Origin of the sequence: Ferrigenium straubiae, assembly GCF_051257895.1 — a bacterium.
Classification (GTDB): domain Bacteria; phylum Pseudomonadota; class Gammaproteobacteria; order Burkholderiales; family Gallionellaceae; genus Gallionella; species Gallionella straubiae.
This window is the reverse complement of the sequence record NZ_CP194331.1, coordinates 2,388,929-2,415,278: the sequence shown is the minus strand read 5'-3', so window position 1 is coordinate 2,415,278 and position 26,350 is coordinate 2,388,929. Positions and strand designations below refer to the sequence as shown.

Genomic DNA, 26,350 nt, shown 5'->3' with positions numbered 1-26,350 from the left:
CCCTAAATCTGCGATAAACGCTGCAGCATCTGATCCGAAGTGGTAATAGCCTTGGAGTTGATCTCATAAGCACGCTGAGTCTGAATCATGTTTACCAACTCTTCGACCACGTTCACGTTGGAAGTTTCCACATAACTCTGATTTAACAGCCCGGCTCCATTGGTGCCCGGCACATTGGTGGCCGGCGTACCCGAAGAAACCGTTTCCTTGTAGAGGTTTTCGCCTTCGCTCATCAGGCCGGACGGGTTGACGAAGGTTGCCAGTTGCAGGCTCCCTACCTGTACCGGTGCAGTCACACCGGGCTGGGTGACGCTGACCACTCCATCGCGTCCTATCGTGACATTGATGGTACCCGCCGGAATGGTGATCGCAGGTTGGATGGGGAAACCACTGGCAGTCACCAGTTGCCCCTGGCTGTCGGTCTGAAACGAACCATCGCGAGTGTAGGATGTCGTGCCATCCGGCATCAGCACCTGGAAGAAACCGGCGCCCTGGATCGCCACATCCAACTGATTTCCGGTCAGCTGCAGATTGCCCTGGGTATGGATCCGCTCGGAAGCTACCGGACGTACCCCGGTACCGATCTGCAAGCCTGATGGGATCTGGGTTTGCTGCGAAGATTGCGCACCCGGCTGGCGGATGGTCTGATACAGCAAATCCTCGAATACTGCTCGCGAGCGCTTGAACCCGGTAGTGCTGACGTTGGCCAAGTTGTTGGAAATGACGTCCATCTGGGTCTGCTGCGCATCCAGGCCGGTCTTGGAAATCCACAAAGAGCGTATCATGATTTTGTCCTTTTAAAACAATCGGTCGATGGCCGACATCAGGGGATTATCTTCCCCGATTCCTAGCCGGTAATACTCATTATCTGGCTGGCCCGTTGCGCATTGTTATCCGCGCTCTGCAGCATCTTCATCTGCATGTCGAATTTGCGCGCCAGCGAAATCATGCTCACTATCGCTTCCACGGTATTCACATTGCTGCCTTCCAGATTACCCGGTACAACCCCCACATTCGCATCCGCAGCGGCCACCGTACCGTCTTTCAGGCGGAACAACCCGTCGCCGCCGCGCTCCAGTTGTTCCGGCGGCGGATTGACCAGTTTCAGCCTGCCAACGACGACCACCGACGTGATCTGCCCATAGCTCGGCACGGTCGAAATCGTGCCGTCCTTGGCGAAGGTCACCTCGGTATCCGGCGGAATGGTGATCGGACCACCATCGCCCAGCACATTCAGGCCGGTGCGTGTCTGCAGCACGCCATTTGGCGTAAGCTGAAAACTGCCATTGCGCGTGTAGGCCTCCTTGCCATCCGGACCCTGCACTGCGATCCAGCCCGGCCCATTAACCGCCACGTCCAGGTCGCGTCCGGTCGGCTGGAAAGCCGCCGGCGTAAAATCCGAACCCGCAGTGGAATCCACAACGAACGTGCGGGTCGGCAAGCCATCACCTACCAGCGGCACGGCACGGAAGGTGTTCAGCGTGGCGCGAAACCCGGGCGTGCTGGCATTGGCCAGATTCTCCGACACCGCCCCCTGTTGCTGCAGCACATGCGAAGCGCCGGTCATCGCGGTATAGATCAGCCTGTCCATATTCCCTCTCCGCTATTCAGATAGCGACAATTTGCCGAAGTCCCTGTGCATCACTACCTCAAGTTCACCAAGGTCTGCAACACCGCATCCTGCGCCTTGATGGTCTGCGCATTGGCCTCATAGACGCGCTGCGCCGTAATCATTTTTACCAGTTCGGCCGTCAGGTCCACATTGGAATCCTCCACCGCCGAGGATTGCAAAACTCCCAGCGAACTCGACCCCGGCGTGCCAAGCAACGGGCCGCCGGATGCGGAGGTTTCCACCCATTCGTTGTTGCCCACCGGCTGCAAACCCTGGGGATTGGTGAAGTTCGCCAACAACATCTGCCCCAGGGCGCGCGACTGTCCATTGGTATAACGTCCCAGTATTACCCCGTCGGCTCCGGTACTAAATCCGCTCAGCTGTCCCGAGGAAAAACCATCCTGAGTAAGGGTGTTCACCCCGAAGGCTCCGCCATATTGGGAGGTCTGGGCAAAATTGAAGGTAAGGGTCTGGGCTGCGGCTCCCGTCGGCGTAAATAACGCCGAAGCCACGGTTCCAACCGGAGTGGAAGCCGGGGTGGTGGACGCCAGCCGGCCCAGCGTATCAAAAGTAAGCTGTGTCAGCGCGGTACCGGCAGGCGGCACCAGCGCCCCGTCCATTGTCAGATAGGTATTCCAGTTGGCTGATGGCGCATTGGTGGCAGCAAGCGGAGCCGCCGCCACGCTGCCGGCAGCAGCAGGCGAAACAGTGAGCTGGGTGGCGCTATCGACAGAAACGATCGTGTAAGTTACGGCTCCCAGCGTGACAGTATTGCCAGCCGACAGCCCGGCCGTTGAACCGGTCGTCGTCATGGTGGACAAGGCTGGGGCTGTAATGGAGAAATTCCCCAATGCAGCCAGCGCGGCCCCGGTAATCGGTTGCCTTTGAAAGTACAGCAATCCGACATGGCTCGTGCCAAGGCTGTCGTAGACCGTCGTCGGGGTTGATCTGTTGTAGGATGTCGGATCGAGCGGATTGAAGGTCAGGGTTACCGGCGTCGCCTCGCGCGAATCGAGATTCACCCCAACCACCACGTTAGCCGTCTGCCGGGGCGCCAAATCAGCCGCACTGATCTGTATCGGCAGAGGTTGACCGGCAATGATCAATCCGTTTGCGTCCGGCATATAGCCAGACACCTGGTGTCCCTGGTTGTTGACGATGAAGCCGCTCTTGTCCACCTGGAATTGGCCATTGCGGGTAAAAGAGATATTGCCGCTCTGATCGACCACGCGGAAGAATCCCTGCCCACTGATCGCAGTATCCAGCGGATTGTTGGTGTTGGTGATATTCCCCTGAGTGAATTGTTGCATCACGCCCGCCAACTTGCCGCCCGTACCTATCTGCGCCGCACCGCTACCCGCAAGGGATGCCGCATACATATCGGCAAACTGCGCCTGCGATTGCTTGAAGCCGACCGTGCTCGCATTCGCTACGTTATTGCCGATCACGTCCAGTTGTTTGGACGATAAATTCAGGCCGCTCAAACCTTGCTGAAAACTCATGATACTCTCCTCGTGATTAACACATCAGGATGTGCTGCGCACACCCTGCAGTGTATTGCTGTAACTCAAAGAATCTGCCTGACTTGCGACAGTGCAACGCCATCCAGTTGCCCGACGCCCAGCGCGACTCCCTGCTTGCCTTGTGTGACGCTATGCACCATGCCGAATTGCAGCGCCGTCGCATCCACTTTATTGCCCGCCTGAATGGCCTCGACAGCAAAGGTATAACTACCATCCGCCACACCGATGCCGGAATTATCCCTGCCATCCCACTGCCAATTGACCAGGCCAACCGACTGCGCGCCCAAATTGATGTTGCGCACCAGTGCACCGCCTTTGTCGTAGATGGCGATGCCGACCTTATCGGCGGATTCCGTCATCTCAATCCCCCCATACCCGCTGCCATTGCTTAAATCCACCCCCTTGCCCGGCACCAGCACGCCATGCCCGATCATGGTTGCCGCCTGCAGCGACTGATTGGACACCATGCTGTCACTCAGTGCCTGCAAGGTGACATTCAGCTTGTCGATGCCGGTCACCGTGCTGAGCTGCGCCATCTGCGAGGTCACTTGCGCGTTGTCCATGGGATTGAGCGGATTCTGGTTTTTCATCTGTGTAACCAGCAGCTTCAGGAAGCGGTCCTGGGTGCTGGCCGCAGCCGATGCGTTCGCTGCCGAACCGGAAGTTGCATTCAATGAAGCAAACAATGCCGCAGCCGATCCGGCATCCTGTGTATTGTTAATCATGATATTCCTTTCGTTACCTCTACTTTTTCACATTACTGGCCGATGGTCAGCGTCTTGAGCAACAGCGTCTTCGATGTATTCATCACGTCTACGTTATTCTGGTAGGCGCGCGAGGCGGAGATCATATTCACCATCTCGCCGACCACATCCACGTTGGGCATCGCAACATAGCCCTGCTCATCGGCCATCGGATGCTTGGGGTCATAGACCATTTTCATCGGCGAATTATCCTCGACCACTCCAGTGACTTTCACGCCCGGTGTGTTGCCGCCATCCACCGGCACCGCGCTGAACACCACCTGTTTGGCGCGGTACGGCTGGCCATTGGCGCTGGTGGTGCTGTCGGCGTTCGCCAGATTGCTGGCAACCACGTTGAGGCGCTGCGATTGCGCCGCCATCCCGGAGCCCGCCACGTTAAATATATTGAATAAAGACATTACACGCCTCCATTAGTTTCCCGAACCATTCGGCCAAAAAGCTCGCACACCCAAGCACCCTCCGACTACCCCTGTATCGCGGCCAACGTGGCCTTCAGCTGCTCGCTGACAAACCTGACGCCGGCCTCGTAACGCAAGGCGTTATCGGTGAATTGCGCGCGCTCCACATCCATATCCACCGTATTACCGTCGGCGCTCGGCTGAACCGGTTTGCGGTACATCACCGGCGCCCCCATGATCGCCCCGCCCGCTCTTCCCTCCAGGTGCATGGGCGAAGTCTGCACGACCGGCAACTCGGTGGAAGTGCCCGCCAGGGCATTCCGCAACGCACTGGCAAAATCGATATCCCTCGCCTTATAGTTCGGCGTATCCGCATTCGCGATGTTGGAAGCCAGCAATTCCTGACGCGCCGCGCGCAGGCTCAGCGCGGTTTGCTGAAACCTCAGCATGTCATCCAATCTATCCACCATACCGCCTCCCTCCGTTTAAACCCGACACTTGTACCAAGTTACCTATTTACATGAAGAGCATGCTAAACCTGCGCCCCCCCCCCCCCCCATCCGCCGATAAGCGATGGATTCCCCCTCCAATTCCGGCGTTCCGACCCTTCCCTTAACCGCGTGCAACACGCACAATACCGTCCATGAACAAGCTTTTATTGATTACCTTTCTACTGTTGCAATCCGCTGCCGCCGTAGCGGCGCCCGCAGGCGACACACCGGCACGCAACTCCGCCGCATCGCAGGATCATGCCCAGATAAGAAATCTCGTTGCCGACTTCGTGCGGCAGCAAACTGCCGCACTGCCCGGCAAGGTCGCCTATCAGGTAGATGAGATAGACCGGCGCATCGTCCTGCCTCAATGCGCCAAGCTGGAAGCCTTCCTGCCAGCCGGCAGCCAGCTGACCGGAAAGACCTCGGTTGGAGTTCGCTGCCACCCTCCTTCACGCAATGAGGAAGCCAATGCCCCCCCCACGGGCGGCTGGAACATTTTTGTTCCCGTGCAAATCAGGCTCAGCCTCAATTTGCTGACCAGTGCGCGTCAACTGCCGCTGGGCCACACGCTGCAGGAACAGGATATTGCCACCCAGTCGACAGACTCTTCCCTGGCAGGAGGATTCACCGACCCCAAACAAGTCATCGGAAAAGTGCTGCGCTACGGCATCGCCGCCGGACAGGTGTTGCGCGAGGACATGCTGCGCCAGCCGTATAGCGTGACGCAAGGCCAAGTCGTGACGCTTGCCGTGCAGGGCAACGGTTTCAGCATACGCAGTGAAGGAGTCGCCCTGAACAATGCGAGCGAAGGGCAGGCCGTACAAGTTCGCGTCGGACCGGGTCGCGTAATCAGCGGAGTTGCGCGTGCCGGCGGTGTGGTGGAAATCGCGCCATAGCCAAAAAAGCGTCTGCCCCTAAAGTTTTGGGGAATTTTGCCGATATAATAGTCACGGCTGCTAGCTAAGCGTAGCCAGACTGAGAGGATGACCGTGAAAATCGACAAACCCAGCAAGCCATTGCCCGCCAGCTTGACCGGGGAAGGGGCGCATGCCGCGAAGGGAAAACCTTCACTGCGGCCCGCATCACAGCCGTCTGGCGACACCAGCGTTTCGCTCGGCTCCACGGCGGCGCAGTTGCACAGCATGGAAAGCAGCATGGCGAACACCCCGGTCGTCAATGCGGCCAAAGTTGCTGAAATCAAACAAGCCATCGCCGAAGGTCGCTTCAAGGTCAATTCGGAAGCCGTCGCCGGCCGCCTGCTCGAAACAGTGCGCGACCTGATCGGCAGCAAGGCTTAATACTTGAAGCCATCTTCCGACCCGCAATTGCTTTCCGCCCTGACCGCCGAACGTGCGGCACTGCTAAGCTTCGTGGCCCTGCTGGAACGGGAGCAGGGGATGCTGGTGGAAAATCTCACCGACCAGTTGCTCGAACTGTCCGAAAAGAAATCGGCTAGCGCAATCAATCTTAACGAACTCGCCGAAACGCGCCGTGCCTTGATGCGAAAAAATATCCCGCAACTCGACGCCAAAGCGATCCGCACATGGCTCGGAACACACAGCCCGCAAGGCTTGGCCGTCTGGGAGGAAATCCTCGTTTTGGCAGAACGCGCCCAGAGTCTCAATCAAACCAATGGCGAACTGATCCAGACGAAGCTGCGCCGTAACCAGCAGTCGCTTGCCGTATTGAGCAGTGCAGTAAACAAGGCGAATCTGTATGGCCCCGATGGGCAGACCAGTTTTTCGCCGGGAAGCGGCAGATCACTGGGAAGCGGCTGAAGCCGAAGCGACGCACGGATATCCCCGCACAAAACCCCTGCATTCCTCCTTCACCGCTTACTCCTCGACGCCTCCCCCCCTCTCCACGTTGGGCGACATGATCGTAATGATTACACGCCGGTTCCTGGCGCGATTTTCCGGGCTGTCGTTCGGCACCAGCGGCTGATTCGAGGCCAAACCCACCACGGCCAGGCGTTTTGCCGGCACACCATTATCGATCAGCATCCTGACTACGCTGCTGGCGCGCGCGGAAGACAACTCCCAATTGGAGGGAAACTGCGCGGTTGCAATGGGAACATCGTCGGAATGTCCTTCCACCTCGATGGGCAGTTCTTCCTTGCCCAGCACCGCCGCCACCTGGCGCAACACATCCAGCATCCCTGGCTGCAAGGTTGCCTCACCCGTCCTGAACAGCATGCTCGCACTGATATCGATGACCACCCCGCGTCGGGTCTGATTGATGCTGACCGTGCGCTGATCGATCAAGGAGGCCATCACCTGGCCCAAACCGGTGGCCAGGTTTTTCATGCGATCCTGTATTTTGCGCTGCTGCTCGCCCAAACGCGCGGTGCGCCTGTCCACCAGGGCGCCAAGCTGATCCTGCTGGCTGGATGCTATACCGGCAGGAGTGGTGACCGGATGCCTGGTAAAGGCAATGCTGAGTGAATTGCTGAAGGTCTTGTACTTTTCCTCGTTCACCGAGGAAATGGCGTACATCACCACGAAAAAAGCAAACAACAGGGTAACGAAATCCGCATAGGAAATCATCCAGCGGTCATGGTTGTCATGCTCGATGCGTTTGCGGCGGCGCGCCATGCCCGCCCTACTCGAGGTAGCCTTGCAGCCTGGTTTCGATCAGCCGCGGGCTATCGCCGTTGGCGATCCCCGTCAGCCCGTCTACGATCATCTCGCGCATCTCCGCCTGATGCATGATGATGGACTTCAGTTTATTGGCAACCGGGAGGAACAGCAGGTTCGCGAAGGCCACGCCGTAAATCGTCGCGACGAACGCCACGGCAATGCCGCTGCCCAGCTTGCTCGGTTCGCTGAGGTTCTGCATGACATGCATCAGACCCAGTATCGCCCCGATGATGCCGATGGTGGGGGAATATCCGGCAGCCGACTCCCATACGCGCGCAGCCTGCCAGCGCGACTGCTCCCAGGTATGGATGTCCACATCCAGCACCTCGCGGATTTTTTCGGCACTGTTTCCGTCCACCAGAAGCTGCGCCCCTCTTTTCAGGAAAGGGTCCTCGACGGCGGAAGCCTGCGACTCCAGGGCCAGGATGCCTTCCTTGCGCGCCAGTGCGCTCCATTCCGTCAATTGTCTGACCAGCTCCCGGCCATGCAGTACCGGCGGCACGAACGCCCAGCGCCCCATCCTGACCGCCATGACAAATATCCTGGCCGGGCATTGCACCAGCACCGCACCGAGCGTGCCACCGAATACGATCAGGAAAGCCGCGCCCTGGAACATGATGGAAAGGCTGCCGCCCTCCAATATCTGCCCGGTCATGATACCGGTCACGCCAACCACCAGCCCGAGCAGCGTAAGCTTGTCCATCAGTAGCCTTTCATCCAGCTGCGCAGTCGCGCCACGGCCTGGCTATGCAGCTGCGAGACGCGCGACTCACCCACGCCCAACACTTCGCCGATTTCGCGCAGGTTCATTTCCTGTTCGTAGATCATGCCCATCACCATGCGCTCACGCTCCGGCAGGTTTTCGATCGCGCGCACCAGCTCGGCCCTGAAGCGTTCATCTTCCAGCATGTCCAGCGGACTGGCATCGTCGCTGAGCTCGAAGCGCTCGAAAAAATCCTCCTGGCCCTCGCTGTGCAAATCCTCGTAATACACCAGTTGCGCGCCGCGTGATTCCTGCAGCATCTGCTGGTACTCGGCGAGGGGCACTCCCATGTCTGCAGCGATTTCGGCTTCGCTTGGCGGTCTGCCCAGCTTCTGCTGCAAGCGGGTGACGGACGCCTCGATGCGCCGCATATCGCGGCGCAGGCTGCGCGGCAGCCAATCCGCCTCGCGCAACTCGTCCAGCATTGCGCCACGGATGCGTTGTGTCGCGTAAGTCTCGAACTGTGCCCCGTGAAATTCGTCGTAACGGCTTGCCGCATCCAGCAAACCCATCATACCGGCCTGGATAATGTCGTCGATCTGCACACTGGCCGGCAGCTTGACCATCATCTGGTGCGCAAGCCGTTTCACCAGATGAGAATATTCCCGCAGGCATTGCTCCTTGTCGTTTAATCCGGTGACCTTGTACATGCCCGCTAGTTTACAACGTGCGCCATTTCCTTGCAGTGTTGAGCAAAGGCCACAGTGTGATTACGAAGTCGCGACGGCCGGCCGGGATACCTGCCTTATCAGGCTCTGGATGATGGCGGAAACCCCACCCTCCGCTTCGTCCCGCTGCATCGGCAGGCACAGCAATTTTTGTGACAACTCCAGATAGGACTTCGCCGAAGCAGCGGACGGAAAGGCCTCGACCACCGACTTCCCCAGTTGCATCGCGCACCTGAGCCTTTCATCGGAGGGAATATGGCCCAGATACTCCAGTCGCACCGAAAGGTTGCGCCGGGCCACCTTGGCCATATTTTCAAACACCGTCAGCGCCGCCTGCACATTGCCCGCCTTGTTTACCGCAATCCCGAACTGCTGGCGCGCATCCTTCAGCGCCAGCCGCTTGATCAGGGCATAGCTCTCGGTAATGCCGCTGGGGGTCGCCTCCACCACGACCAGCAAGGCGCCCCCGCTTGCCAGGCTAGGCGATACCGCAACGGGTTTTCCGGCCAACTCCTCGGGCTGTCCGGGCACGGACATCGCGGCATCCACCAGTATGATATCCGCACCGTCACTGGCCTCGGTCAGTGCGTTTTCCAGCCGTTGCTGGACGGGCTGATCCAGTTTCGCCAAGGCATGCATGGCGCGCGCGGTAGGCAAGACGCCAAACCCTTTGGCGGCCAGCACTGCATCGCAAAGCCCGCATTTCCCCTGGGCGACATCCAGCAGATCATGCTTGGCAGACAAGCCCATACGGTCCAGTAAATTATTCGGCCCATGATTCTCGTCCAGCACCAGCACGTCCTTGCCGGAACGCGCCAGCGCCACCGCCAAGTTGATGGTCGCGCTGGTGCGCCCCACCCCGGCCTTGCCGGCCACCACGGTGATCACCTGCGTCTGATTGAGGACCAACAGGCGCCGCAGGCCTTCCGCCTGATCCACTCCGTCAGAGCGCACAGGAAGTCTCCTTGCACGCCGTGCCCGCGCCCGCAAGGAGTACGCCGGCGGGGGCTCCACCGTGTTGCGGCGCCCCTTCCGCAGCCATCATCACCGGAAAATCCAGATCGCGCAGGGTGAATGGCGTCTTTTCTTCCACCGGTTTGAGCGCGCGGTGCAGCAGGTAATCCACGTTAACCGGATGCAGGTCTTCCGGCACGCGCTGGCCGTTGGCCATATAGTGCATCGTCAGGCGGTGGCGCACCGCCACATCCAGCACCGTACCGAGATTGACCGCCTCGTCCAGCTTGGTGGGAATGCAGCCCACCACCTTGTTGCTGCGGTACATGCGCACCACGTCCTCCAGCGTGTCGCCGCCGCTGGTGGCGTTCAGCAGCAGAAGGCACTGCACGCCGGTCGCATCGAACATCTCGTTCTGGTCGCCGACGCGCTCATCGCGCTGCCCCATGCCAACCGTGTCGATCAGCACCAGGTGTTTGTGGCGCAATGCGGAAAGGGTGAGGCGCAAGTCGTCGGTGTCCTTCACCGCATGCACCGCCACGCCGAGTATCTTGCCGTAGATTTTGAGCTGCTCGTAGGCGGCGATCCGGTAGCTGTCGGTCGTGAGCAGCGCCACCTTGTCCGCACCGTAGCGCACCACTGCGCGCGCCGCCAGCTTGGCCGTGGTGGTGGTCTTGCCTACCCCGGTCGGCCCGATCAGCGCGTATACCCCGCCCTTGGCGATGATATCGTCCGACTTGTCCGCCACCTGCAGGTTGCGCTTGAACACCTCCTTGATCCACGACTCGCCCTGCATCTTTCCGGCGGGCATCTTGTCCAGCATCTGGCGCGCCAGCAACGTGCTGAACCCGGCATTGAGCATCTTGCGCAACAGGCCGGCGCGCTGCGGGTCGCGCAGCTGCACATCGTTCCAGTACATGGACGCAAACTGCTGCTGCAGCATGGCGCTCATCGACTTGATCTCGCTGAGGATGCTTTCTTGCGCCGGCATGGCTGTCGCAGGTTGCGCCTCGGTGGGGCGGGCAGATTGAGCCTGCGGCGCAGTCCTGATCTGCTGCACGGATTCGGGCTGCGGCAACTTGCCGGAATGCTGCAGCGACCTGCCCTGCTCGGCAGCCTTGTGCTGAAACTGCAGCGGCTTGGGCTGAAGCGGCGACTTGGCCGGGGTTGCCGGCACAGCCTGGGGCAAGGTCCTGGCCGCTTGCACCGGATGCTCTTCCGCAACCGACCTCGTCCATTCATCCGCCGTTATCTCCGGCCACTCGGGTTTCTGCACGGCGTGCCCGCCGGTCAACTGGGCGATGTCGCCATGCGCGATGGCGACGATCTCCACACCGCGCTCGGTCTGACGATTCGACAGGATCATCGCATCGGGACCCAGCTCGTCGCGAATTTCCTTCATAGCCTGACGTGTCGTCGGGGCGATGTATTTTCTGATACTCATGCTCTACCTCCCACCATAGCGGTCACCCGGATCGTTTTGAAGTCCGGTACTTCATCATGCGAAATCACCCTGATATTCGGCACTGCGCGCTTCAGGAAGCGCGCCAGCAAGTCGCGCAACTGCGCCGGCACCAGCATCACTGCCGGCAGCCCCATCTGCTCCTGCGTCTCGGCTGCGGCGCGGGTCTCGCGCAGCACGGTATCGGCCAGCCCAGGTTCGATGCCGATGCCGTTCTGGCTGGATTGCATCGCCTGGATCAGGAGATATTCCAGCTCCTTGTCCATGCCGATCACCTGCAGCTCCTGTGCGGACGGGTAGAACTGCTGCACGATGGCCGGGCCGAGCGCGACGCGCACCAGCGAGGTGAGATGGTAGGGATCCTGGGTGCGCGATGCGTTTTCCGCCAGCGTTTCCAGGATGGTGCGCATATCGCGGATATGCATGCCTTCTTCCAGCAGGTTCTGCAACACCTTCTGTACCACGCCCAGCGGCAGCGTCTTGGGCACCAGATCCTCGACCAGCTTGGGCGAAATCTTGCCGATGTGATCGAGCAACTGCTGCACCTCCTGGCGCCCGAGCAGCTCCGCGGAACGCGTGCCGAGCAGGTGGCTGATATGGGTCGCCACGACCGTGCCCGGATCGACCACGGTGTAGCCCATGACCTGCGCCTGGTCGCGCAGCGCCGTGTCGATCCACACCGCGGGCAGGCCGAAGGCCGGATCGCGGGTCTGCATGCCGGGCAGTTCGCCCGTCACGCTGCCCGGGTTGATCGCCAGCAGCATGTTCGGATAGGCCTCGCCGCTGCCGATTTCCACGCCCTTGAGAGTGATGCGGTAACCGTTCGGACGCAGGTCAAGATTGTCGCGGATATGCACCGGCGGCGGCAGGAAGCCGATGTCCTGGGTGAACTTTTTGCGGATGCCCTTGATGCGGCGCAGCAAGTCGCCGTCCTGCGCCTTGTCCACCAGCGCGATCAACCGGTAGCCCACCTCCAGCCCCAGCACATCGACCTGCTCGACATCCTCCCATCTCGCCTCGGCGGATTCCGGGATGACCGGCGTCACCGCTGCGGCGGCCTGTTCCACTTCGACCGCCTGCTCGCTCCTCTTCGACAGGTACCAGGCCAGCCAGCCCATCAGGCCGGCCAGCAGCAGAAAGGCGAAGTGCGGCATACCGGGGATCAGGCCCATCGCGCCGATAATCGTGGCGGTCAGCATGATGACCTGCGGTTGCTTGAACAACTGGCCGATCAGTTGCTGGCCGATGTTCTGGTCGCTTGCGACGCGGCTCACCACCAGGCCTGCGGCAGTGGAAATCACCAGCGCCGGAATCTGCGCTACCAGCCCGTCGCCGATGGTCAGCAGGGTGTAGTATTTGGCGGCGGTGCCGATATCGAGGTCGTGCTGCAGCACGCCGACGATCAGGCCGCCGATGATGTTGATCAGCAGGATGATGATGCCCGCAACCGCATCGCCGCGCACAAATTTGCTCGCACCGTCCATCGCGCCGTAGAAATCGGCTTCCTGCGCGATCTCGGCACGGCGCTGCCGCGCCACGTCCTCGCCGATCAGCCCCGCGTTCAGGTCGGCATCGATCGCCATCTGCTTGCCGGGCATCGCATCCAGGGTGAAGCGTGCGCCCACCTCGGCGATGCGCCCGGCACCCTTGGTGATCACCACGAAGTTGATGATCACCAGGATCGCGAACACCACGATGCCGACGGCGTAGTTGCCGCCCACCAGGAAATGGCCGAACGACTCGATCACCTTGCCCGCCGCATCCGGCCCGGTGTGGCCTTCCAGCAGCACGATGCGCGCGGAGGCCACGTTCAGCGACAGGCGCAGCAGGGTGGTGATCAGCAGCACGGTCGGGAAGATCGCGAAATCCAGCGCCTTGTTGGTGTTCATGCTGACCAGCAGCACCATGATGGAAATCGCGATATTGAAGGTGAACAGGATGTCCAGCAGCAGCGGCGGCAACGGCAGCACCATCATCGCCAGGATCATCACGATCAGCACCGGGCCGGCCATGCCGACCAGGCCGGCCCGGGTGATAAAGTTCTGTATTTGCGTGAGCAGCGGGTTCATGGTTTATTTCTTCATGCGGCGACAGCGCCCGGGTCCAGCTCGACCGGCACCGGCAGAGACTTCGGCTCCTGCGGACGCGCACCACCTTGTTTTTCGTAGCGATGCAGCTGGTAAACATAGGCCAGCACCTCGGCAACGGCGGTGTACAGCGCTTCGGGTATGGATTCGCCCAGATCGGTGTGCTTGTGCAGTGCGCGCGCCAGCGGCGGTGCTTCCAGGATCGGCACGTGATTTTCCTCGGCGATTTCGCGGATGCGCAGCGCCAGCAGATGCGAACCCTTCGCCACTACCATCGGCGCGCGCATGCCCGTCTCGCCGTACTTCAGCGCCACCGCATAGTGCGTCGGATTGGTCACCACCACATCGGCTGTCGGAATCGCTGCCATCATGCGCCGGCGCGCCGCCTCACGCTGCAGGCTGCGGATGCGTCCCTTGACCATCGGGTCGCCTTCGGTTTCCTTGGCTTCCTGGCGCACCTCTTCCTTGGTCATCTTGAGTTTCTTGTTGTGATCCCATAGCTGGAACGGCACGTCGACCGCCACGATCAGCAGCATCGCGCCGACGATCATCATAAAACTCGCGCCGATCAGGTGCCCCATCTGCGGGATTGAGGCGGCAAGGGATTGCGTGCCGAGCGCCATCACCGCATCCTTGTTGTGCCAGATCACCCATGCCCCCACCCCGCCCACCAGGATGGCTTTGCCGATCGCCTTGGCCAGCTCCACCAGCGCGGTCCCGGAAAACATGCGCGCGATGCCCGAGATCGGGTTCATCTTGGAAAATTTCGGCTGCAGCGCCTCGATGCTGAACAGCCAGCCGTTCAGCAGCAACGGGGAAAATACCGCGGCAAGCAGGACCGCGAGCAAAAAAGGAAAGAAGGTGAGGAGTGCATCCAGCGAGAGGTCATACAGGCGCGGGATCATCAATTCTGGATTGAAGGCCATTTCGCGGTTCAGCGTCAGGCCGTCGCGCAGCGACTTCACCATGTGCTGGGTGAACGAAGCCCCCATGAACCACAGGATGCCGCCACCCGCCAGCAATACCGCGAAGGTGGACAGCTCGCGCGAGCGCGCGACCTGGCCTTTTTCCCTTGCCTGGTCAAGCCGTCGCTGTGAGGGCTGTTCGGTTTTTTCTAGGTCGCTGTCTTCTGCCATGATGGATTCCGCGGGTCATGGCAATTATCGGCGGCTTGCGCAAACTTCGATTACACAAATAAAGGGGGGATTCCCTACCTATTCAGGAACCTTTGTATCGTTCTTACACCTGTTTGACAACTTTCGGCCAATATGCTGGCCAAGGCAGGATATTTTTCCGGCTCAAGGGGGCTGAAAACGAGCGCTAGGCACAAACGTAATAGGCGGTGACATCGTTGCCCCTGCCCGCGTATTCCAGCTTGTAGGACATGCTTTCCACCAGCGTAATGCCGCGCCCATGCTGGCCATGCTTGACCTTGTCCTCGGCTCCCGCCAGGGCTGCCGCGTAATCGAATCCCTCCCCGCTGTCGGCAACCCGGATTTTTACGCCATATTTCCCCTCGATCACCACTTTCTCGATCTCGAGGTCGATCTTTCCCCCTTCCAGCGCATGCAGGCGTTCATCGCGCAACTCAAGAAACTTGTCGAAGCCGTCTGCCCCGTGCTTGAGGCCGGAATCCAGCTGCAGGATGCCGTGATCCAGCGCGTTGTTGAACAGCTCGGACAGGATCATGAACAGCGGCGCGGCAAATTCATTGGCGACGTGAATTTTTTCGATGATATTGGTCAGCATCGGGACGATATTGAGATATTTCAGTTCGGCGGCGCCGAGGCTGATCTCGATTTTCCAGTTGCTGGTGCCTGCCGCTATCGCCTGGACGGGCACATGAACAACCGGAACCGCTTCCGCGCGAAGATAGGTCGGGACCTCGATCATGGCCAGCGAAACATCGTCATGCGCCGGCTTTCCGCCCAGGTGCGCATCCAGCAGACCCACCAGATTTTCAAAGCGCCCCCTGGGGTTGCTGTCCTGCAACAATTTCCGGATCCTATCCCTGCCGAACGGCTCACCCAGCGGAGATTCGGCCTCCGGCAAGCCGTCCGAAAACAGGCACAACTGGCAATTTTCCTCATATTGAAAAATCTCCGGTTTGCCGGAAAAACTCTCGCCCGGCAAGATGCCCAGCGGCAGATTGGTGGATTCCCATTCGTGCAAAATCTTCCCGTTCTTACCGACCAGCACTGGCGCCGGGTTGCCGCCGTTCCACACCTCGATGACGCGATTGCGCACGTTGATCGAAACCAGCGTGACCGCAACAAAACGATCTACCGGCATGAAGCGGTGGATTTTCAGGTTCAGCTCCTCCGCAATCTGGGTTATGCGGAAGCCGTTTTCGGTCATGTCGTAGAACGCCTGGCTGAGCGGCAATACATTGACGGCCGCAACCAGCCCATGTCCCACTGCATCGGCGAGCAGGATATGCAGCGCATCGTCCGGGGTGCGCGCCGCGAGCAACATATCGCCGCTCAGGTGTTCCGCCGGCCTGATCAGATGCCGGATCAGCGGATCCAGTTCGCCATGAACCTTGGTGATATGCCCCATGATATAGCTGCCGATGCGCTGCTCCTCGTCGAGGCGGTCGAGGTATTCCTCGAGTACCAGGATTTTTTCGAGGAAGTGTTGCTGCAATTGCACCACCCTGTCGAAATTGCTGCTGGCGCGGCGTATCGGCCTCAGGATGCCGATGATGAACCAGACGGACAAAACCAGCCCGCCCAGCGCAAATGCCAACAATATCGCTGCTGAACGGCTGCGCTGGCCGTTATGGGATTTTTCCAGCGTTTCATTCAAATCCCCCAACCCGTGGAGTTGCGCCTCCCGGATCGTTGCAATGATCGCATTGAATTGCTCGGTTATTTGCTGATCAACGCCTGCGGACAGGGCATCGATCGCCGGGATATTTTTCAAATCGCGGACGTCGCTGGTTTTCAGCGCCGAGTGGTATTTACTGGTCAGCAGGACATGCTCCCCCAGCAGCGCATCGACCCCGTCGGTGGACAAGCCGATCTGCTGCATGATCGGGATCAGCTGCCCCACCAGTATTTGCTCGACCTCCTCCCTTCGCCGGTCGAACTCCACGGTGTACCGCTTCAATGAAGCCGCATCGTGGCCGCGAATCAATATATTCTTCCACGCATGCCGCTGCTCCTTGAAAGCCGCTTCCGCACTGCGTGCGGTCGCCAGCGCATAGGCCTGCACGCTGGCGGTCGCCAACCCCTCCACCGTGCGATCATGTGCTTTCTCGGCTTGGTACAGGCTGTAAATACCGGTCACGACCATGGCACCGAGCAAAACGAAGATCAGCGCAAACAGCCGTGCCTTGACGCTGGCGGCGCTCAGCCAGTGCAGCAGCGGACTCTTGATCCGGATGATGTTGCCTTCCTCGATGCGCAGCCGGGGCGATCCCTTGCGGATTTCCCGGTATGCCTCCGAAGCGGAATCGATCTGCTCCTGCGTGGCCTTGTAACGGAACGAAACATAGCCGACGGTTTTGCCTTTTTCCAGCAGCGGCGTGACGTTGGACACCGCCCAGTAGAAGCTGCCGTCCTTGCGCCGGTTCTTGACTATCCCCTGCCAGGGCTTGTTGGCCTTGATGGTTTTCCAGAGGTCGGCGAACACCTCTGGCGGCATGTCGGGATGGCGCACGACATTGTGCGGCGCGCCGATGATTTCCTCGCGGCTGCGCCCGTTAATGTCGACGAACGTCTGGTTGCAGTAGGTAATGACGCCCTTGAGGTCGGTCTTGGTGACCATGATCACCCCGTCCGGCATCTGGGACTCGATGTTGGAAACAGGTAGATTCAGCCGCATGATCGTTTACCGCCAGCGCCGGGCCGCAGCCCGAACAGCTGCCTTCCTTTAGCTCGCCTGCCTGATGTTGAAAATTTTGCTGAAATTGGCGACCCCCAGCACCTGCGATACCACACCGGAAGTGTTGAGCAGCGTGACCGGCTTGTTGACCCCCTTGGCACGTTCATTCAGCAGCATCAGCATACCCAGCGCGGAACTGTCCAGGTAATCCACCTTGCTCATCTCGACCTCGATCTCGCGCACGGAGGGATTGCCGAGCAGCGGTGTATAGGCATCCTTGAATTCGCGGTGCACCTGAAAATCGAAACGGCCGTACATGTTGATGCGCGCCGCATGGTCCAGAATTTGTACATTGATAGCCATGATTACTCCCTTGTGATGAATGATTAAACACGATTGCTCTTGCCGCTATACGATGCCAGATATTCCAGCGTACGGCGCGCGATATTCTGCAGCGGCAGCACTTCGCTTGCGCCGCCCAGCAGGATCGCCTCCCTCGGCATGCCGAAAACCACACAGCTCGCCTCGTCCTGCGCGATGGTGAACGAACCGGCCTGTTTCATTTCCAGCAGACCCTGCGCGCCGTCCTTGCCCATGCCGGTAAGGATGATGCCCATCGCATTCGCACCGGCTGCATTGGCCGCCGAGCGGAACAGTACGTCCACCGATGGGCGGTGGCGGTTCACCGGAGGCCCCTGGTTCAGTTCGGTCATGTAGTTCGCCCCGCTGCGCTTGAGCAGCAGGTGCGAATGCCCCGGCGCAATGTAGGCGTGCCCCGGCAGGATACGCTCGTTGTGCTCCGCCTCCTTGACCGAAATCTTGCACAGGCTGTTCAGGCGCTCCGCAAACGACTTGGTGAAATTTTCCGGCATATGCTGCGCCACCAGGATGCCGGGAACGTCGGCGGGTAGGCGGGTCAGCACCTCCTTGATCGCCTCGGTGCCGCCGGTCGATGCGCCGATGATGATCAGCTTCTCCGTGGAGGAAAACTTTCCCGCAACGCTGGGCAGGATCGCATCCGCGGAAAATTTTTCCTGGATCGGCGGCGGCGTGGGGGAAGCCTTGCGCACACGCGCCTGCGCGGCGGCACGTATCTTGTCGGCGATCTCGCCTGCAGCTCCCTCCATGCCGCGCGTAATGTCCAGTTTCGGCTTGGAAACGAAATCCACCGCACCGAGCTCCAGCGCACGGAAAGTGATGTTGGAACCGCGTTCCGTCAGCGTGGAGACCATCACCACCGGCATCGGGCGCAAGCGCATCAGCCGCTCCAGAAAATCCAGCCCGTCCATCCTGGGCATTTCCACATCCAGCGTCAGCACATCCGGGTTGAGCGACTTGATCATCTCGCGCGCGACCAGCGGATCGGGTGCCGCGCCCACGCACTCCATGTCCTTTTCCCGATCGATAAGCTCCTTCATCACGCTGCGGATCAGCGCGGAATCGTCGATTACCAGGACCCTTATTTTCCGGTTTTCCATGCCTGCCTTTACTCAACCAAGCCAGCCGCTCAGCTGAACAACTCCACGTCGCCTTCCATCTTGGCGTAATGCAGCCGCGTCACGTACTCGGATTCGCGGCTGATGATCGTGTCGTTATGCACCTTCTTCAGCTTCTTCACCCTGACCAGCCCGGTGTGGGGGAAAAAATACACTTTGCGCGGATAGATATCGAGCAGGTCCTGCGCGACGAGGGGAATCTTCTCGGTCTTGAGGAATTTGAGCACGAATTCGGCATTTTTTTCGCCGATATTGGCGACCGTGAAACCGCGCAATACCGCCCCGCCGCCGAACACCTTCGCCTCGAAATTGCCGCGCTTCGCGCCCATCTTGAGCAGCTGGTTGATCAGCACTTCCATGGCGTAGGTGCCGTAGCGCGCCGACTCGCCCAGCGGGTTGTTCTGGTCCTGGCCGCTGTCCGGCAGCATGAAATGATTCATGCCGCCGATGCCGCTGACCCTGTCGCGGATGCATGCGCAGACGCAGGAGCCCAGCACCGTCACCAGCAGCATGTCGCGCGCCGTCGCATAGTATTCGCCGGGCAATATCTTGGCCGCCTCGGAATTATGCAGCCGGTCGAAATACAGGTTCGGCGCCATGAGCTCTTCATAACCATGCTCAGTCATGCCGGCGCACTCCTTCCCGATCCCTCTTCAGGATCACCTGGTCACTTGGGCACATGATGATGCCCATGCGGTTTTGACTTGGCCAATTCGTACACCGTCTTGCCGCGCAGACTGAAAACATGCCCGGCATTGTGAAAACTCTCCGAATGCCCGGCGAACAGCAATCCGTCCGGCTGCAGCAACGGCGCAAACCTCTCCAGTATTTTGAGTTGCGTCGCCTTGTCGAAATAAATCATCACGTTGCGGCAGAAAATCGCATCCAGCGGGCCGCGTATCTGCCAGTCGTTGTTGAGCAGGTTCACCTGCCGGAAGGTAATCATCGCGCGCAACTCCGGCCTCACCCGCACGAAGCCCGCCTGTGCGCCTGTTCCCCTGAGGAAAAAACGCTTCACCAGATCATCCGAAAGCTTCTCGATGCGCTCGGCCGGATAAACGCCCGCTTCCGCCTTGGCGAGCACATTGGTGTCCAGATCGGTGGCGACAATGTTGACCGGCGGCGTAAAGCTGCCAAAGGCATCCACCATGGTCATTGCCATCGAGTAGGGCTCCTCTCCGGTCGAAGCCGCCGAACACCACAGCGAGATGGGATGCCGCCCTTTCTGCTTGAGCGCATGCTCGGCCAGCAGCGGGAAATGGTGCGGTTCGCGGAAGAACGAGGTCAGGTTGGTGGTGAGCGCATTGACGAAGGCCTGCCACTCGGCCTCATCGTTGCTTTCCAGCAAGGCCAGGTAGTCCCTGAAATTATTCATGCCGGTCGCCCGCAGGCGGCGCGCCAGGCGGCTATACACCATATCCTGCTTGGATGGGTTGAGCGAGATGCCGGCATGGTCGTAGATCAACTGCCGCACCCGCTCGAAGTCCTTGGCCGTGAAAACGAATTCGCGGTCGCGGACAGCGTCGGCTTGAAAGTTGGTGTTCATCGCATCCCGAATGATTTCATTAAGCCAGCCTACCGGGTCGGCACCCTTCTCCAGCTTTGGGAAAGGTGCAGACCAATCTAAAACTCTTCCCACTCGCCGTCGTCGTCCGCCTGCGGCCTGGCTTTGGGCTTCGCCGCCGGCGTCTTGGCCGGCGCGGCCTTGGCCAGCGCCGTCCCCTTGCGCGCCGGTGTTTGCACGGGAGCCGGCAGGCGGCGTGCGGCAGCAGCGCCGCCTGCGCCTTCGTCCACCTTGAAGGTCGCCACCGACACCGACAGGTTCTGCGCCTGCTCTTCCAGCGATTCCGCCGCCGCCGCCGCTTCTTCGACCAGCGCGGCATTCTGCTGCGTGACTTCGTCCATCTGCGTGATCGCGAGGTTCACCTGTTCGATACCCTGACTTTGTTCCACCGACGCCGCGGTGATCTCGGACATGATGTCGGTCACGCGCTTGATCGAGTTGACGATCTCTTCCATGGTCTGTCCGGCCTGCGCAACCAGCTTGCTGCCGCCTTCGACCTTCTCCACCGAGTCACCAATCAGCGTCTTGATCTCCTTGGCGGCGGCCGCACTTCTTTGCGCCAGGTTGCGCACTTCCCCGGCCACCACCGCAAAACCACGCCCCTGTTCGCCCGCCCTGGCCGCTTCCACCGCCGCATTGAGGGCGAGGATGTTGGTCTGGAATGCGATGCCGTCGATCACCGAGATGATGTCGACGATCTTGCGCGAGGCTTCGTTGATCGCGTCCATCGTCGTGACGACTTCGCCGACCACCGCTCCACCCTTGACCGCGATATCCGAAGAACTGATCGCAAGCTGGTTGGCCTGTTTGGCGTTCTCGGCGTTCTGCTTTACGGTGGAGGTGAGTTCCTCCATGCTGCTCGCGGTTTCTTCGAGGCTGCTGGCCTGTTCTTCGGTGCGCTGCGACAGGTCGCTGTTGCCCGCGGCGATTTCCTTGGAAGCCGTGTTGATGGTGTCGGTCGCATCCTTGATGTCGCCGACCAGCGCCTTGAGGTTTTCCACCGTGCCGTTCACGCCGGTTTTCATTTCACCGAAGGAGCCGGGGTAGTCCTTGGCGATGGTCTGCGTCAGGTCGCCCTTGGCCAGCGCGTTCGCCACGCGCACCACGTCGCTGATACCAGTTTCGGTGACGTTGGAGAGTTGGTTGAGCAGCTCCGACAGCTCCTTCGTGTAGCCCGCCTTGCCGTCCATGCCCATCTTGACGCTGAAGTCGCCGCGCACCGCCGCCGCCTCGACGATGCTCTTGATCTCGCCGACGATCGCCCGCAGGCTGTCTTGCATGGTCTTCATCGAATACAGCAGGCTGCTGGTGTCGCCCGGCTTGACGGCCAGGGTCATGCTCAGGTCGCCGGCGGCAATCTTGCCGACCGCGTCGGCCGCATAGTCCGGCTCGCCGCCGAGCTGTTTCATCAGGCCGCGCACGATCATGATGGCGACAATCGCGCCGACCAGAACCGCAATCAGCGAGAGAACCACAATGAGAATCAGGGCGCTTTTCACCTGCTGATTGGCTTCTTCGCCAATGCTGATCATCCGGTCGCTTTGCAGCCCAATCAGCTCGTTCACGGATTTGATATAAGCATCCTGGAGATCCATCGTCTCTGCCAGAAACAGGGCTTTTGCTTCCGCCTGCTTGCCATCCTTCTGCAATTTGATGAAGGCATCCTGGGAGCCTACGTATTTGTTGCGCACATCTATTACCTTTGCCAGTGCGGCCTTGCCCTTTTCGGAAGCGATCGAGGCCTGCAGTTTTTCCAGGTTCTCCTTGATGAATTTGCGCTTTTCATCGATGCCGGCCAGTTCCTTCAGGATATTGTCGTGGCCCGCCACCAGCAACGAATCGCGCATCAACACGCCAATGGAGTTGATGCCATCGATCATGTTGTTCGCCTGCACCGTCTTCGGAAATTCGTCGTGGATGATGTCATCCAGTTCAGCCTGGATGCCGCGCATATTGATAATGCCAACGATGGCGACGATGATCAACAACACAATCACCGCACCGAAGCCCAGCCCCAAACGGGTTCCCACTTTCATGCCAGCCATGTTGTTTCTCCTTAAGTAATTCAACCCAAAGACAAGCCAAATCTTTTACCGGTTACCGATTGTCTGTTGCCGTCGCCTTTACATCCGGCGAACAAAAAACCTCCCGTTAAAACTCTTCCCACTCGCCGTCGTCGTCCGCCTGCGGCCTGGCTTTGGGCTTCGCCACCGGCGTCTTGGCCGGCGCAGCCTTGGCCAGCGCCGTCCCCTTGCGCGCCGGTGTTTGCGCGGGAGCCGGCAGGCGGCGCGCGGCAGCAGCGCCGCCTGTGCCTTCGTCCACCTTGAAGGTCGCCACCGACACCGACAGGTTCTGCGCCTGCTCTTCCAGCGATTCCGCCGCCGCCGCCGCTTCTTCGACCAGCGCGGCATTCTGCTGCGTGACTTCGTCCATCTGCGTGATCGCGAGGTTCACCTGTTCGATACCCTGACTTTGCTCCACCGACGCCGCGGTGATCTCGGACATGATGTCGGTCACGCGCTTGATCGAGTTGACGATCTCTTCCATGGTCTGTCCGGCCTGCGCAACCAGCTTGCTGCCGCCTTCGACCTTCTCCACCGAGTCACCAATCAGCGTCTTGATCTCCTTGGCGGCGGCCGCACTTCTTTGCGCCAGGTTGCGCACTTCTCCGGCCACCACCGCAAAACCACGCCCCTGTTCGCCCGCCCTGGCCGCTTCCACCGCCGCATTGAGGGCGAGGATGTTGGTCTGGAACGCGATGCCGTCGATCACCGAGATGATGTCGACGATCTTGCGCGAGGCTTCGTTGATCGCGTCCATCGTCGTGACGACTTCGCCGACCACCGCTCCACCCTTGACCGCGATATCCGAAGAACTGATCGCAAGCTGGTTGGCCTGTTTGGCGTTCTCGGCGTTCTGCTTTACGGTGGAGGTGAGTTCCTCCATGCTGCTCGCGGTTTCTTCGAGGCTGCTGGCCTGTTCTTCGGTGCGCTGCGACAGGTCGCTGTTGCCCGCGGCGATTTCCTTGGAAGCCGTGTTGATGGTGTCGGTCGCATCCTTGATGTCGCCGACCAGCGCCTTGAGGTTTTCCACCGTGCCGTTCACGCCGGTTTTCATTTCACCGAAGGAGCCGGGGTAGTCCTTGGCGATGGTCTGCGTCAGGTCGCCCTTGGCCAGCGCGTTCGCCACGCGCACCACGTCGCTGATACCAGTTTCGGTGACGTTGGAGAGTTGGTTGAGCAGCTCCGACAGCTCCTTCGTGTAGCCCGCCTTGCCGTCCATGCCCATCTTGACGCTGAAGTCGCCGCGCACCGCCGCCGCCTCGACGATGCTCTTGATCTCGCCGACGATCGCCCGCAGGCTGTCTTGCATGGTCTTCATCGAATACAGCAGGCTGCTGGTGTCGCCCGGCTTGACGGCAAAATCCATCGACAGGTCACCTGCGGAAATCTTGTGGACTGCTTCCGCCGCATAGTCCGGTTCACCGCCAATCTGGCGCAGCAACGCGCGAATCATATAGGTAGCAAAAAATAGCGTTACCAGCAAAGTCACCACGGAAAGCGTGATGTAGAAAATCATCAAGTTTTGGGCATTACCCTTGAGCTGTTCGGTCGTTTTCGACAAATCGCCTGACAGCCTGTCCTCAACCTCCTTTAACAGATCGATTTTCTCCGTTACCACCTTGAACCAGTGCGCGCTATCAACACCCAGGCTTTTCTCGTTCGCCCGTTCTACTGTGGTCTTTTTGATTGCCGCCACTTCATCTACCGCCGGGCCGCTGATCTTGTTTTTATAAAATTCTTTTTGCTCATCAAGGGCGTAAGTATTAAAAACCTTGACATAAACATCTTGTGCGGAAGCGTTTGAAAAAAATCGTGCGAAAATTTCCGGGGTAAATTTATCGGCCGCAAAGACGGCAGTGAGAATGGCGCGCTCTTGCCCGGCGCGCTCCTTGCTCAGCAACAGGGCTGCATAGGCAGAATTCAACCGTGCGATATGGCTATTGCTACTGAGTGTCGATGCCTGATTGGGGATATTCAGGAATATATCGATTATTCTGGTGTAATAGCTGACCGCCTCTTGCGCAGGAATGGTCTGCGCGGAGACTGCACCTCGCTTAGTATTAAGCTCGTCAATATTTTTCAATACTTCGCTTAGTGAGTTTCTCAGGAATGGCCCAAACTGGTCTGCATTGAAATTGGCTAACACCTGCTTTAGCTCGCCGACTTTCTTATCCGTGGCAGTACGTTGCGCCGGCAGTTCGCTGGCAAACTTGACGCCTTGGCTGCCCAGGAAACCCGCAGTCATGCCCCGTTCTTTCTGCAACTCATGGGTAAGCGCGCCAATCTTGACCGACAGCCCTACCAGGGATTCCAGTTTGCCCATTTCTCGGGCAATGACGGCTCTCTCGATGGTGCTACTGATTGAAAAATACAGAAGTCCCAATAACGGAACTGCAACAATCAATATCAACTTCGTTCTCATTTTCAGCGCACTGAATGACGGCAAAATCTTCTCCTGGGGCTATGTTATTTTTACGACGTAGTATTGCTGCAAAATATGTTTGGTATGGTAAAACAATAAAGCACTGCCCATGCCGGATTTGATTCCGCAAACTCCCCACTCCCTCCAGCAGATGGAGTGGGGCTGCAAATTAAAACTCTTCCCACTCGCCGTCGTCGTCCGCCTGCGGCCTGGCTTTGGGCTTCGCCACCGGCGTCTTGGCCGGCGCGGCCTTGGCCAGCGCCGTCCCCTTGCGCGCCGGTGTTTGCGCGGGAGCCGGCAGGCGGCGCGCGGCAGCAGCGCCGCCTGCGCCTTCGTCCACCTTGAAGGTCGCCACCGACACCGACAGGTTCTGCGCCTGCTCTTCCAGCGATTCCGCCGCCGCCGCCGCTTCTTCGACCAGCGCGGCATTCTGCTGCGTGACTTCGTCCATCTGCGTGATCGCGAGGTTCACCTGTTCGATACCCTGACTTTGCTCCACCGACGCCGCGGTGATCTCGGACATGATGTCGGTCACGCGCTTGATCGAGTTGACGATCTCTTCCATGGTCTGTCCGGCCTGCGCAACCAGCTTGCTGCCGCCTTCGACCTTCTCCACCGAGTCACCAATCAGCGTCTTGATCTCCTTGGCGGCGGCCGCACTTCTTTGCGCCAGGTTGCGCACTTCTCCGGCCACCACCGCAAAACCACGCCCCTGTTCGCCCGCCCTGGCCGCTTCCACCGCCGCATTGAGGGCGAGGATGTTGGTCTGGAACGCGATGCCGTCGATCACCGAGATGATGTCGACGATCTTGCGCGAGGCTTCGTTGATCGCGTCCATCGTCGTGACGACTTCGCCGACCACCGCTCCGCCCTTGACCGCGATATCCGAAGAACTGATCGCAAGCTGGTTGGCCTGTTTGGCGTTCTCGGCGTTCTGCTTTACGGTGGAGGTGAGTTCCTCCATGCTGCTCGCGGTTTCTTCGAGGCTGCTGGCCTGTTCTTCGGTGCGCTGCGACAGGTCGCTGTTGCCCGCGGCGATTTCCTTGGAAGCCGTGTTGATGGTGTCGGTCGCATCCTTGATGTCGCCGACCAGCGCCTTGAGGTTTTCCACCGTGCCGTTCACACCAGCCTTCACTTCGCCGAAGGTGCCGGGGTAGTCCTTGGCGATGGTCTGCGTCAGGTCGCCCTTGGCCAGCGCGTTCGCCACGCGCAGCACATCGTTCAACCCCGTCTCCGTCACGTTGGAAAGCTGGTTCAGCAGTTCCGACAGTTCCTTCGTGTACCCCGCCTTGCCGTCCATGCCCATCTTGACGCTGAAGTCGCCGCGCACCGCCGCCGCCTCGACGATGCTCTTGATCTCGCCGACGATCGCCCGCAGGCTGTCTTGCATAACATTAAAAGACGTCAGCAACTGCCCGATTTCGTCGTTGCTCCTGATCTCGATGGTGCTGCTCAGGTCGCCCGCAACAATCCTGGCCGCCACCTCCTGCGCCTGGCCCAATGGCCGCATGATGGCGCGAATCAGGGCGATGCCCAGCCAAAGCACCAGCACCAGACCGCCGACAATCAGGCCGATGGAAAGGTTGCGGCTGTTTTCATAGCGGACCAGGCCG

The 26,350-nt window shown here is 59.8% G+C and carries 24 protein-coding genes; 3 read left to right on the top strand and 21 right to left on the bottom strand.

The window, feature by feature from the left end; genetic code table 11:
* Positions 1-2: 2 nt before the first annotated feature.
* From flgG to flgB, 6 genes are all read right to left on the bottom strand, one after another.
* Positions 3-785: a flagellar basal-body rod protein FlgG gene (flgG, locus tag ACRRNM_RS11720; protein WP_435628383.1), complete on the bottom strand. Its 783-nt coding sequence runs from the start codon at positions 783-785 to the stop codon at positions 3-5.
* Positions 786-847: 62 nt separating this feature from the next.
* Positions 848-1,591, bottom strand: a complete 744-nt coding sequence (flgF, locus tag ACRRNM_RS11715) for a flagellar basal-body rod protein FlgF (protein WP_435628382.1) — start codon at positions 1,589-1,591, stop codon at positions 848-850.
* A gap of 53 nt (positions 1,592-1,644) precedes the next feature.
* On the bottom strand, positions 1,645-3,114 hold the full coding sequence (locus ACRRNM_RS11710) for a flagellar hook protein FlgE (RefSeq protein WP_435628381.1): 1,470 nt from the start codon (positions 3,112-3,114) through the stop codon (positions 1,645-1,647).
* Positions 3,115-3,179: 65 nt separating this feature from the next.
* The gene (locus tag ACRRNM_RS11705; protein WP_435628380.1) at positions 3,180-3,860 is read right to left on the bottom strand and encodes a flagellar hook assembly protein FlgD; all 681 of its coding nucleotides are present in this window, start codon (positions 3,858-3,860) and stop codon (positions 3,180-3,182) included.
* Positions 3,861-3,892: 32 nt separating this feature from the next.
* On the bottom strand, positions 3,893-4,297 hold the full coding sequence (gene flgC / locus ACRRNM_RS11700) for a flagellar basal body rod protein FlgC (RefSeq protein WP_435628379.1): 405 nt from the start codon (positions 4,295-4,297) through the stop codon (positions 3,893-3,895).
* A gap of 65 nt (positions 4,298-4,362) precedes the next feature.
* Positions 4,363-4,767 (bottom strand): flagellar basal body rod protein FlgB, encoded by a 405-nt coding sequence (gene flgB / locus ACRRNM_RS11695; RefSeq protein ID WP_435628378.1) that lies wholly within the window; start codon positions 4,765-4,767, stop codon positions 4,363-4,365.
* Between the two features lie 173 nt (positions 4,768-4,940).
* Between flgB and flgA the strand changes: the two genes are divergently transcribed.
* The 3 genes from flgA (at position 4,941) to ACRRNM_RS11680 (ending at position 6,569) form a co-directional block, all read left to right on the top strand.
* A complete protein-coding gene (gene flgA, locus ACRRNM_RS11690) occupies positions 4,941-5,687 on the top strand; it encodes a flagellar basal body P-ring formation chaperone FlgA (RefSeq protein WP_435628377.1) in 747 nt (248 codons plus the stop codon).
* Between the two features lie 93 nt (positions 5,688-5,780).
* Positions 5,781-6,089, top strand: coding sequence for a flagellar biosynthesis anti-sigma factor FlgM (gene flgM / locus ACRRNM_RS11685; RefSeq protein ID WP_435628376.1), 309 nt, complete (start codon positions 5,781-5,783; stop codon positions 6,087-6,089).
* A 27-nt stretch (positions 6,090-6,116) separates the two neighbouring features.
* Positions 6,117-6,569 carry a flagella synthesis protein FlgN gene (locus tag ACRRNM_RS11680; RefSeq protein WP_435628375.1) on the top strand — a complete coding sequence of 151 codons (453 nt, stop codon included), beginning with the start codon at positions 6,117-6,119 and terminating at the stop codon, positions 6,567-6,569.
* Between the two features lie 57 nt (positions 6,570-6,626).
* Here the strand turns inward: ACRRNM_RS11680 and motD are convergent, their stop codons facing one another.
* The 15 genes from motD to ACRRNM_RS11605 form a co-directional block, all read right to left on the bottom strand.
* The gene (gene motD, locus ACRRNM_RS11675; protein ID WP_435628374.1) at positions 6,627-7,385 is read right to left on the bottom strand and encodes a flagellar motor protein MotD; all 759 of its coding nucleotides are present in this window, start codon (positions 7,383-7,385) and stop codon (positions 6,627-6,629) included.
* 7 nt (positions 7,386-7,392) lie between these two features.
* Positions 7,393-8,133 (bottom strand): flagellar motor protein, encoded by a 741-nt coding sequence (locus ACRRNM_RS11670; protein ID WP_435628373.1) that lies wholly within the window; start codon positions 8,131-8,133, stop codon positions 7,393-7,395.
* Positions 8,133-8,843 (bottom strand): RNA polymerase sigma factor FliA, encoded by a 711-nt coding sequence (locus tag ACRRNM_RS11665; RefSeq protein ID WP_435628372.1) that lies wholly within the window; start codon positions 8,841-8,843, stop codon positions 8,133-8,135. The genes ACRRNM_RS11670 and ACRRNM_RS11665 overlap by 1 nt, the downstream gene beginning before the upstream one ends.
* 60 nt (positions 8,844-8,903) lie before the next feature.
* Complete coding sequence (locus ACRRNM_RS11660) at positions 8,904-9,815, bottom strand: MinD/ParA family ATP-binding protein (protein WP_435628371.1); 912 nt, start codon at positions 9,813-9,815, stop codon at positions 8,904-8,906.
* Positions 9,805-11,259, bottom strand: a complete 1,455-nt coding sequence (flhF, locus tag ACRRNM_RS11655; RefSeq protein ID WP_435628370.1) for a flagellar biosynthesis protein FlhF — start codon at positions 11,257-11,259, stop codon at positions 9,805-9,807. Before flhF ends, ACRRNM_RS11660 begins: the two co-directional genes overlap by 11 nt.
* Positions 11,256-13,346, bottom strand: a complete 2,091-nt coding sequence (gene flhA, locus ACRRNM_RS11650) for a flagellar biosynthesis protein FlhA (RefSeq protein WP_435628369.1) — start codon at positions 13,344-13,346, stop codon at positions 11,256-11,258. The genes flhF and flhA overlap by 4 nt, the downstream gene beginning before the upstream one ends.
* 11 nt (positions 13,347-13,357) lie before the next feature.
* Entirely contained in the window at positions 13,358-14,500 is a 1,143-nt protein-coding gene (gene flhB, locus ACRRNM_RS11645; RefSeq protein ID WP_435628368.1) for a flagellar biosynthesis protein FlhB, read from the bottom strand.
* Positions 14,501-14,684: 184 nt separating this feature from the next.
* Positions 14,685-17,192, bottom strand: a complete 2,508-nt coding sequence (locus tag ACRRNM_RS11640; protein WP_435628367.1) for a SpoIIE family protein phosphatase — start codon at positions 17,190-17,192, stop codon at positions 14,685-14,687.
* A 48-nt stretch (positions 17,193-17,240) separates the two neighbouring features.
* A complete protein-coding gene (locus ACRRNM_RS11635) occupies positions 17,241-17,555 on the bottom strand; it encodes an STAS domain-containing protein (protein ID WP_435628366.1) in 315 nt (104 codons plus the stop codon).
* A 23-nt stretch (positions 17,556-17,578) separates the two neighbouring features.
* Positions 17,579-18,670 (bottom strand): protein-glutamate methylesterase/protein-glutamine glutaminase, encoded by a 1,092-nt coding sequence (locus ACRRNM_RS11630; RefSeq protein ID WP_435628365.1) that lies wholly within the window; start codon positions 18,668-18,670, stop codon positions 17,579-17,581.
* Positions 18,671-18,699: 29 nt separating this feature from the next.
* Positions 18,700-19,314 (bottom strand): chemoreceptor glutamine deamidase CheD, encoded by a 615-nt coding sequence (gene cheD / locus ACRRNM_RS11625; protein WP_435628364.1) that lies wholly within the window; start codon positions 19,312-19,314, stop codon positions 18,700-18,702.
* Positions 19,315-19,355: 41 nt separating this feature from the next.
* A complete protein-coding gene (locus tag ACRRNM_RS11620; RefSeq protein WP_435628363.1) occupies positions 19,356-20,234 on the bottom strand; it encodes a CheR family methyltransferase in 879 nt (292 codons plus the stop codon).
* Positions 20,235-20,311: 77 nt separating this feature from the next.
* Positions 20,312-22,288: a methyl-accepting chemotaxis protein gene (locus ACRRNM_RS11615; protein ID WP_435628688.1), complete on the bottom strand. Its 1,977-nt coding sequence runs from the start codon at positions 22,286-22,288 to the stop codon at positions 20,312-20,314.
* 115 nt (positions 22,289-22,403) lie between these two features.
* The gene (locus ACRRNM_RS11610; protein WP_435628362.1) at positions 22,404-24,638 is read right to left on the bottom strand and encodes a nitrate- and nitrite sensing domain-containing protein; all 2,235 of its coding nucleotides are present in this window, start codon (positions 24,636-24,638) and stop codon (positions 22,404-22,406) included.
* Positions 24,639-24,906: 268 nt separating this feature from the next.
* The gene (locus ACRRNM_RS11605) at positions 24,907-26,283 is read right to left on the bottom strand and encodes a methyl-accepting chemotaxis protein (RefSeq protein WP_435628687.1); all 1,377 of its coding nucleotides are present in this window, start codon (positions 26,281-26,283) and stop codon (positions 24,907-24,909) included.
* Positions 26,284-26,350 lie beyond the last annotated feature (67 nt).

Excerpts from the sequence above, each read along its gene's own strand:
- flgB (WP_435628378.1), bottom strand. The coding sequence starts at position 4,767 with ATGGTGGATAGATTGGATGACATGCTGAGGTTTCAGCAAACCGCGCTG.
- flgG (WP_435628383.1), bottom strand. The coding sequence starts at position 785 with ATGATACGCTCTTTGTGGATTTCCAAGACCGGCCTGGATGCGCAGCAG.
- ACRRNM_RS11630 (WP_435628365.1), bottom strand. The coding sequence starts at position 18,670 with ATGGAAAACCGGAAAATAAGGGTCCTGGTAATCGACGATTCCGCGCTG.
- motD (WP_435628374.1), bottom strand. The coding sequence starts at position 7,385 with ATGGCGCGCCGCCGCAAACGCATCGAGCATGACAACCATGACCGCTGG.
- ACRRNM_RS11615 (WP_435628688.1), bottom strand. The coding sequence starts at position 22,288 with ATGAAAGTGGGAACCCGTTTGGGGCTGGGCTTCGGTGCGGTGATTGTG.
- ACRRNM_RS11665 (WP_435628372.1), bottom strand. The coding sequence starts at position 8,843 with ATGTACAAGGTCACCGGATTAAACGACAAGGAGCAATGCCTGCGGGAA.
- cheD (WP_435628364.1), bottom strand. The coding sequence starts at position 19,314 with ATGACTGAGCATGGTTATGAAGAGCTCATGGCGCCGAACCTGTATTTC.
- ACRRNM_RS11670 (WP_435628373.1), bottom strand. The coding sequence starts at position 8,133 with ATGGACAAGCTTACGCTGCTCGGGCTGGTGGTTGGCGTGACCGGTATC.
- flgF (WP_435628382.1), bottom strand. The coding sequence starts at position 1,591 with ATGGACAGGCTGATCTATACCGCGATGACCGGCGCTTCGCATGTGCTG.
- ACRRNM_RS11610 (WP_435628362.1), bottom strand. The coding sequence starts at position 24,638 with ATGGGCAAACTGGAATCCCTGGTAGGGCTGTCGGTCAAGATTGGCGCG.
- flhB (WP_435628368.1), bottom strand. The coding sequence starts at position 14,500 with ATGGCAGAAGACAGCGACCTAGAAAAAACCGAACAGCCCTCACAGCGA.
- ACRRNM_RS11705 (WP_435628380.1), bottom strand. The coding sequence starts at position 3,860 with ATGATTAACAATACACAGGATGCCGGATCGGCTGCGGCATTGTTTGCT.
- ACRRNM_RS11710 (WP_435628381.1), bottom strand. The coding sequence starts at position 3,114 with ATGAGTTTTCAGCAAGGTTTGAGCGGCCTGAATTTATCGTCCAAACAA.
- ACRRNM_RS11640 (WP_435628367.1), bottom strand. The coding sequence starts at position 17,192 with ATGCGGCTGAATCTACCTGTTTCCAACATCGAGTCCCAGATGCCGGAC.
- flgC (WP_435628379.1), bottom strand. The coding sequence starts at position 4,297 with ATGTCTTTATTCAATATATTTAACGTGGCGGGCTCCGGGATGGCGGCG.
- ACRRNM_RS11620 (WP_435628363.1), bottom strand. The coding sequence starts at position 20,234 with ATGAACACCAACTTTCAAGCCGACGCTGTCCGCGACCGCGAATTCGTT.
- flgA (WP_435628377.1), top strand. The coding sequence starts at position 4,941 with ATGAACAAGCTTTTATTGATTACCTTTCTACTGTTGCAATCCGCTGCC.
- ACRRNM_RS11635 (WP_435628366.1), bottom strand. The coding sequence starts at position 17,555 with ATGGCTATCAATGTACAAATTCTGGACCATGCGGCGCGCATCAACATG.
- flhF (WP_435628370.1), bottom strand. The coding sequence starts at position 11,259 with ATGAGTATCAGAAAATACATCGCCCCGACGACACGTCAGGCTATGAAG.
- flhA (WP_435628369.1), bottom strand. The coding sequence starts at position 13,346 with ATGAACCCGCTGCTCACGCAAATACAGAACTTTATCACCCGGGCCGGC.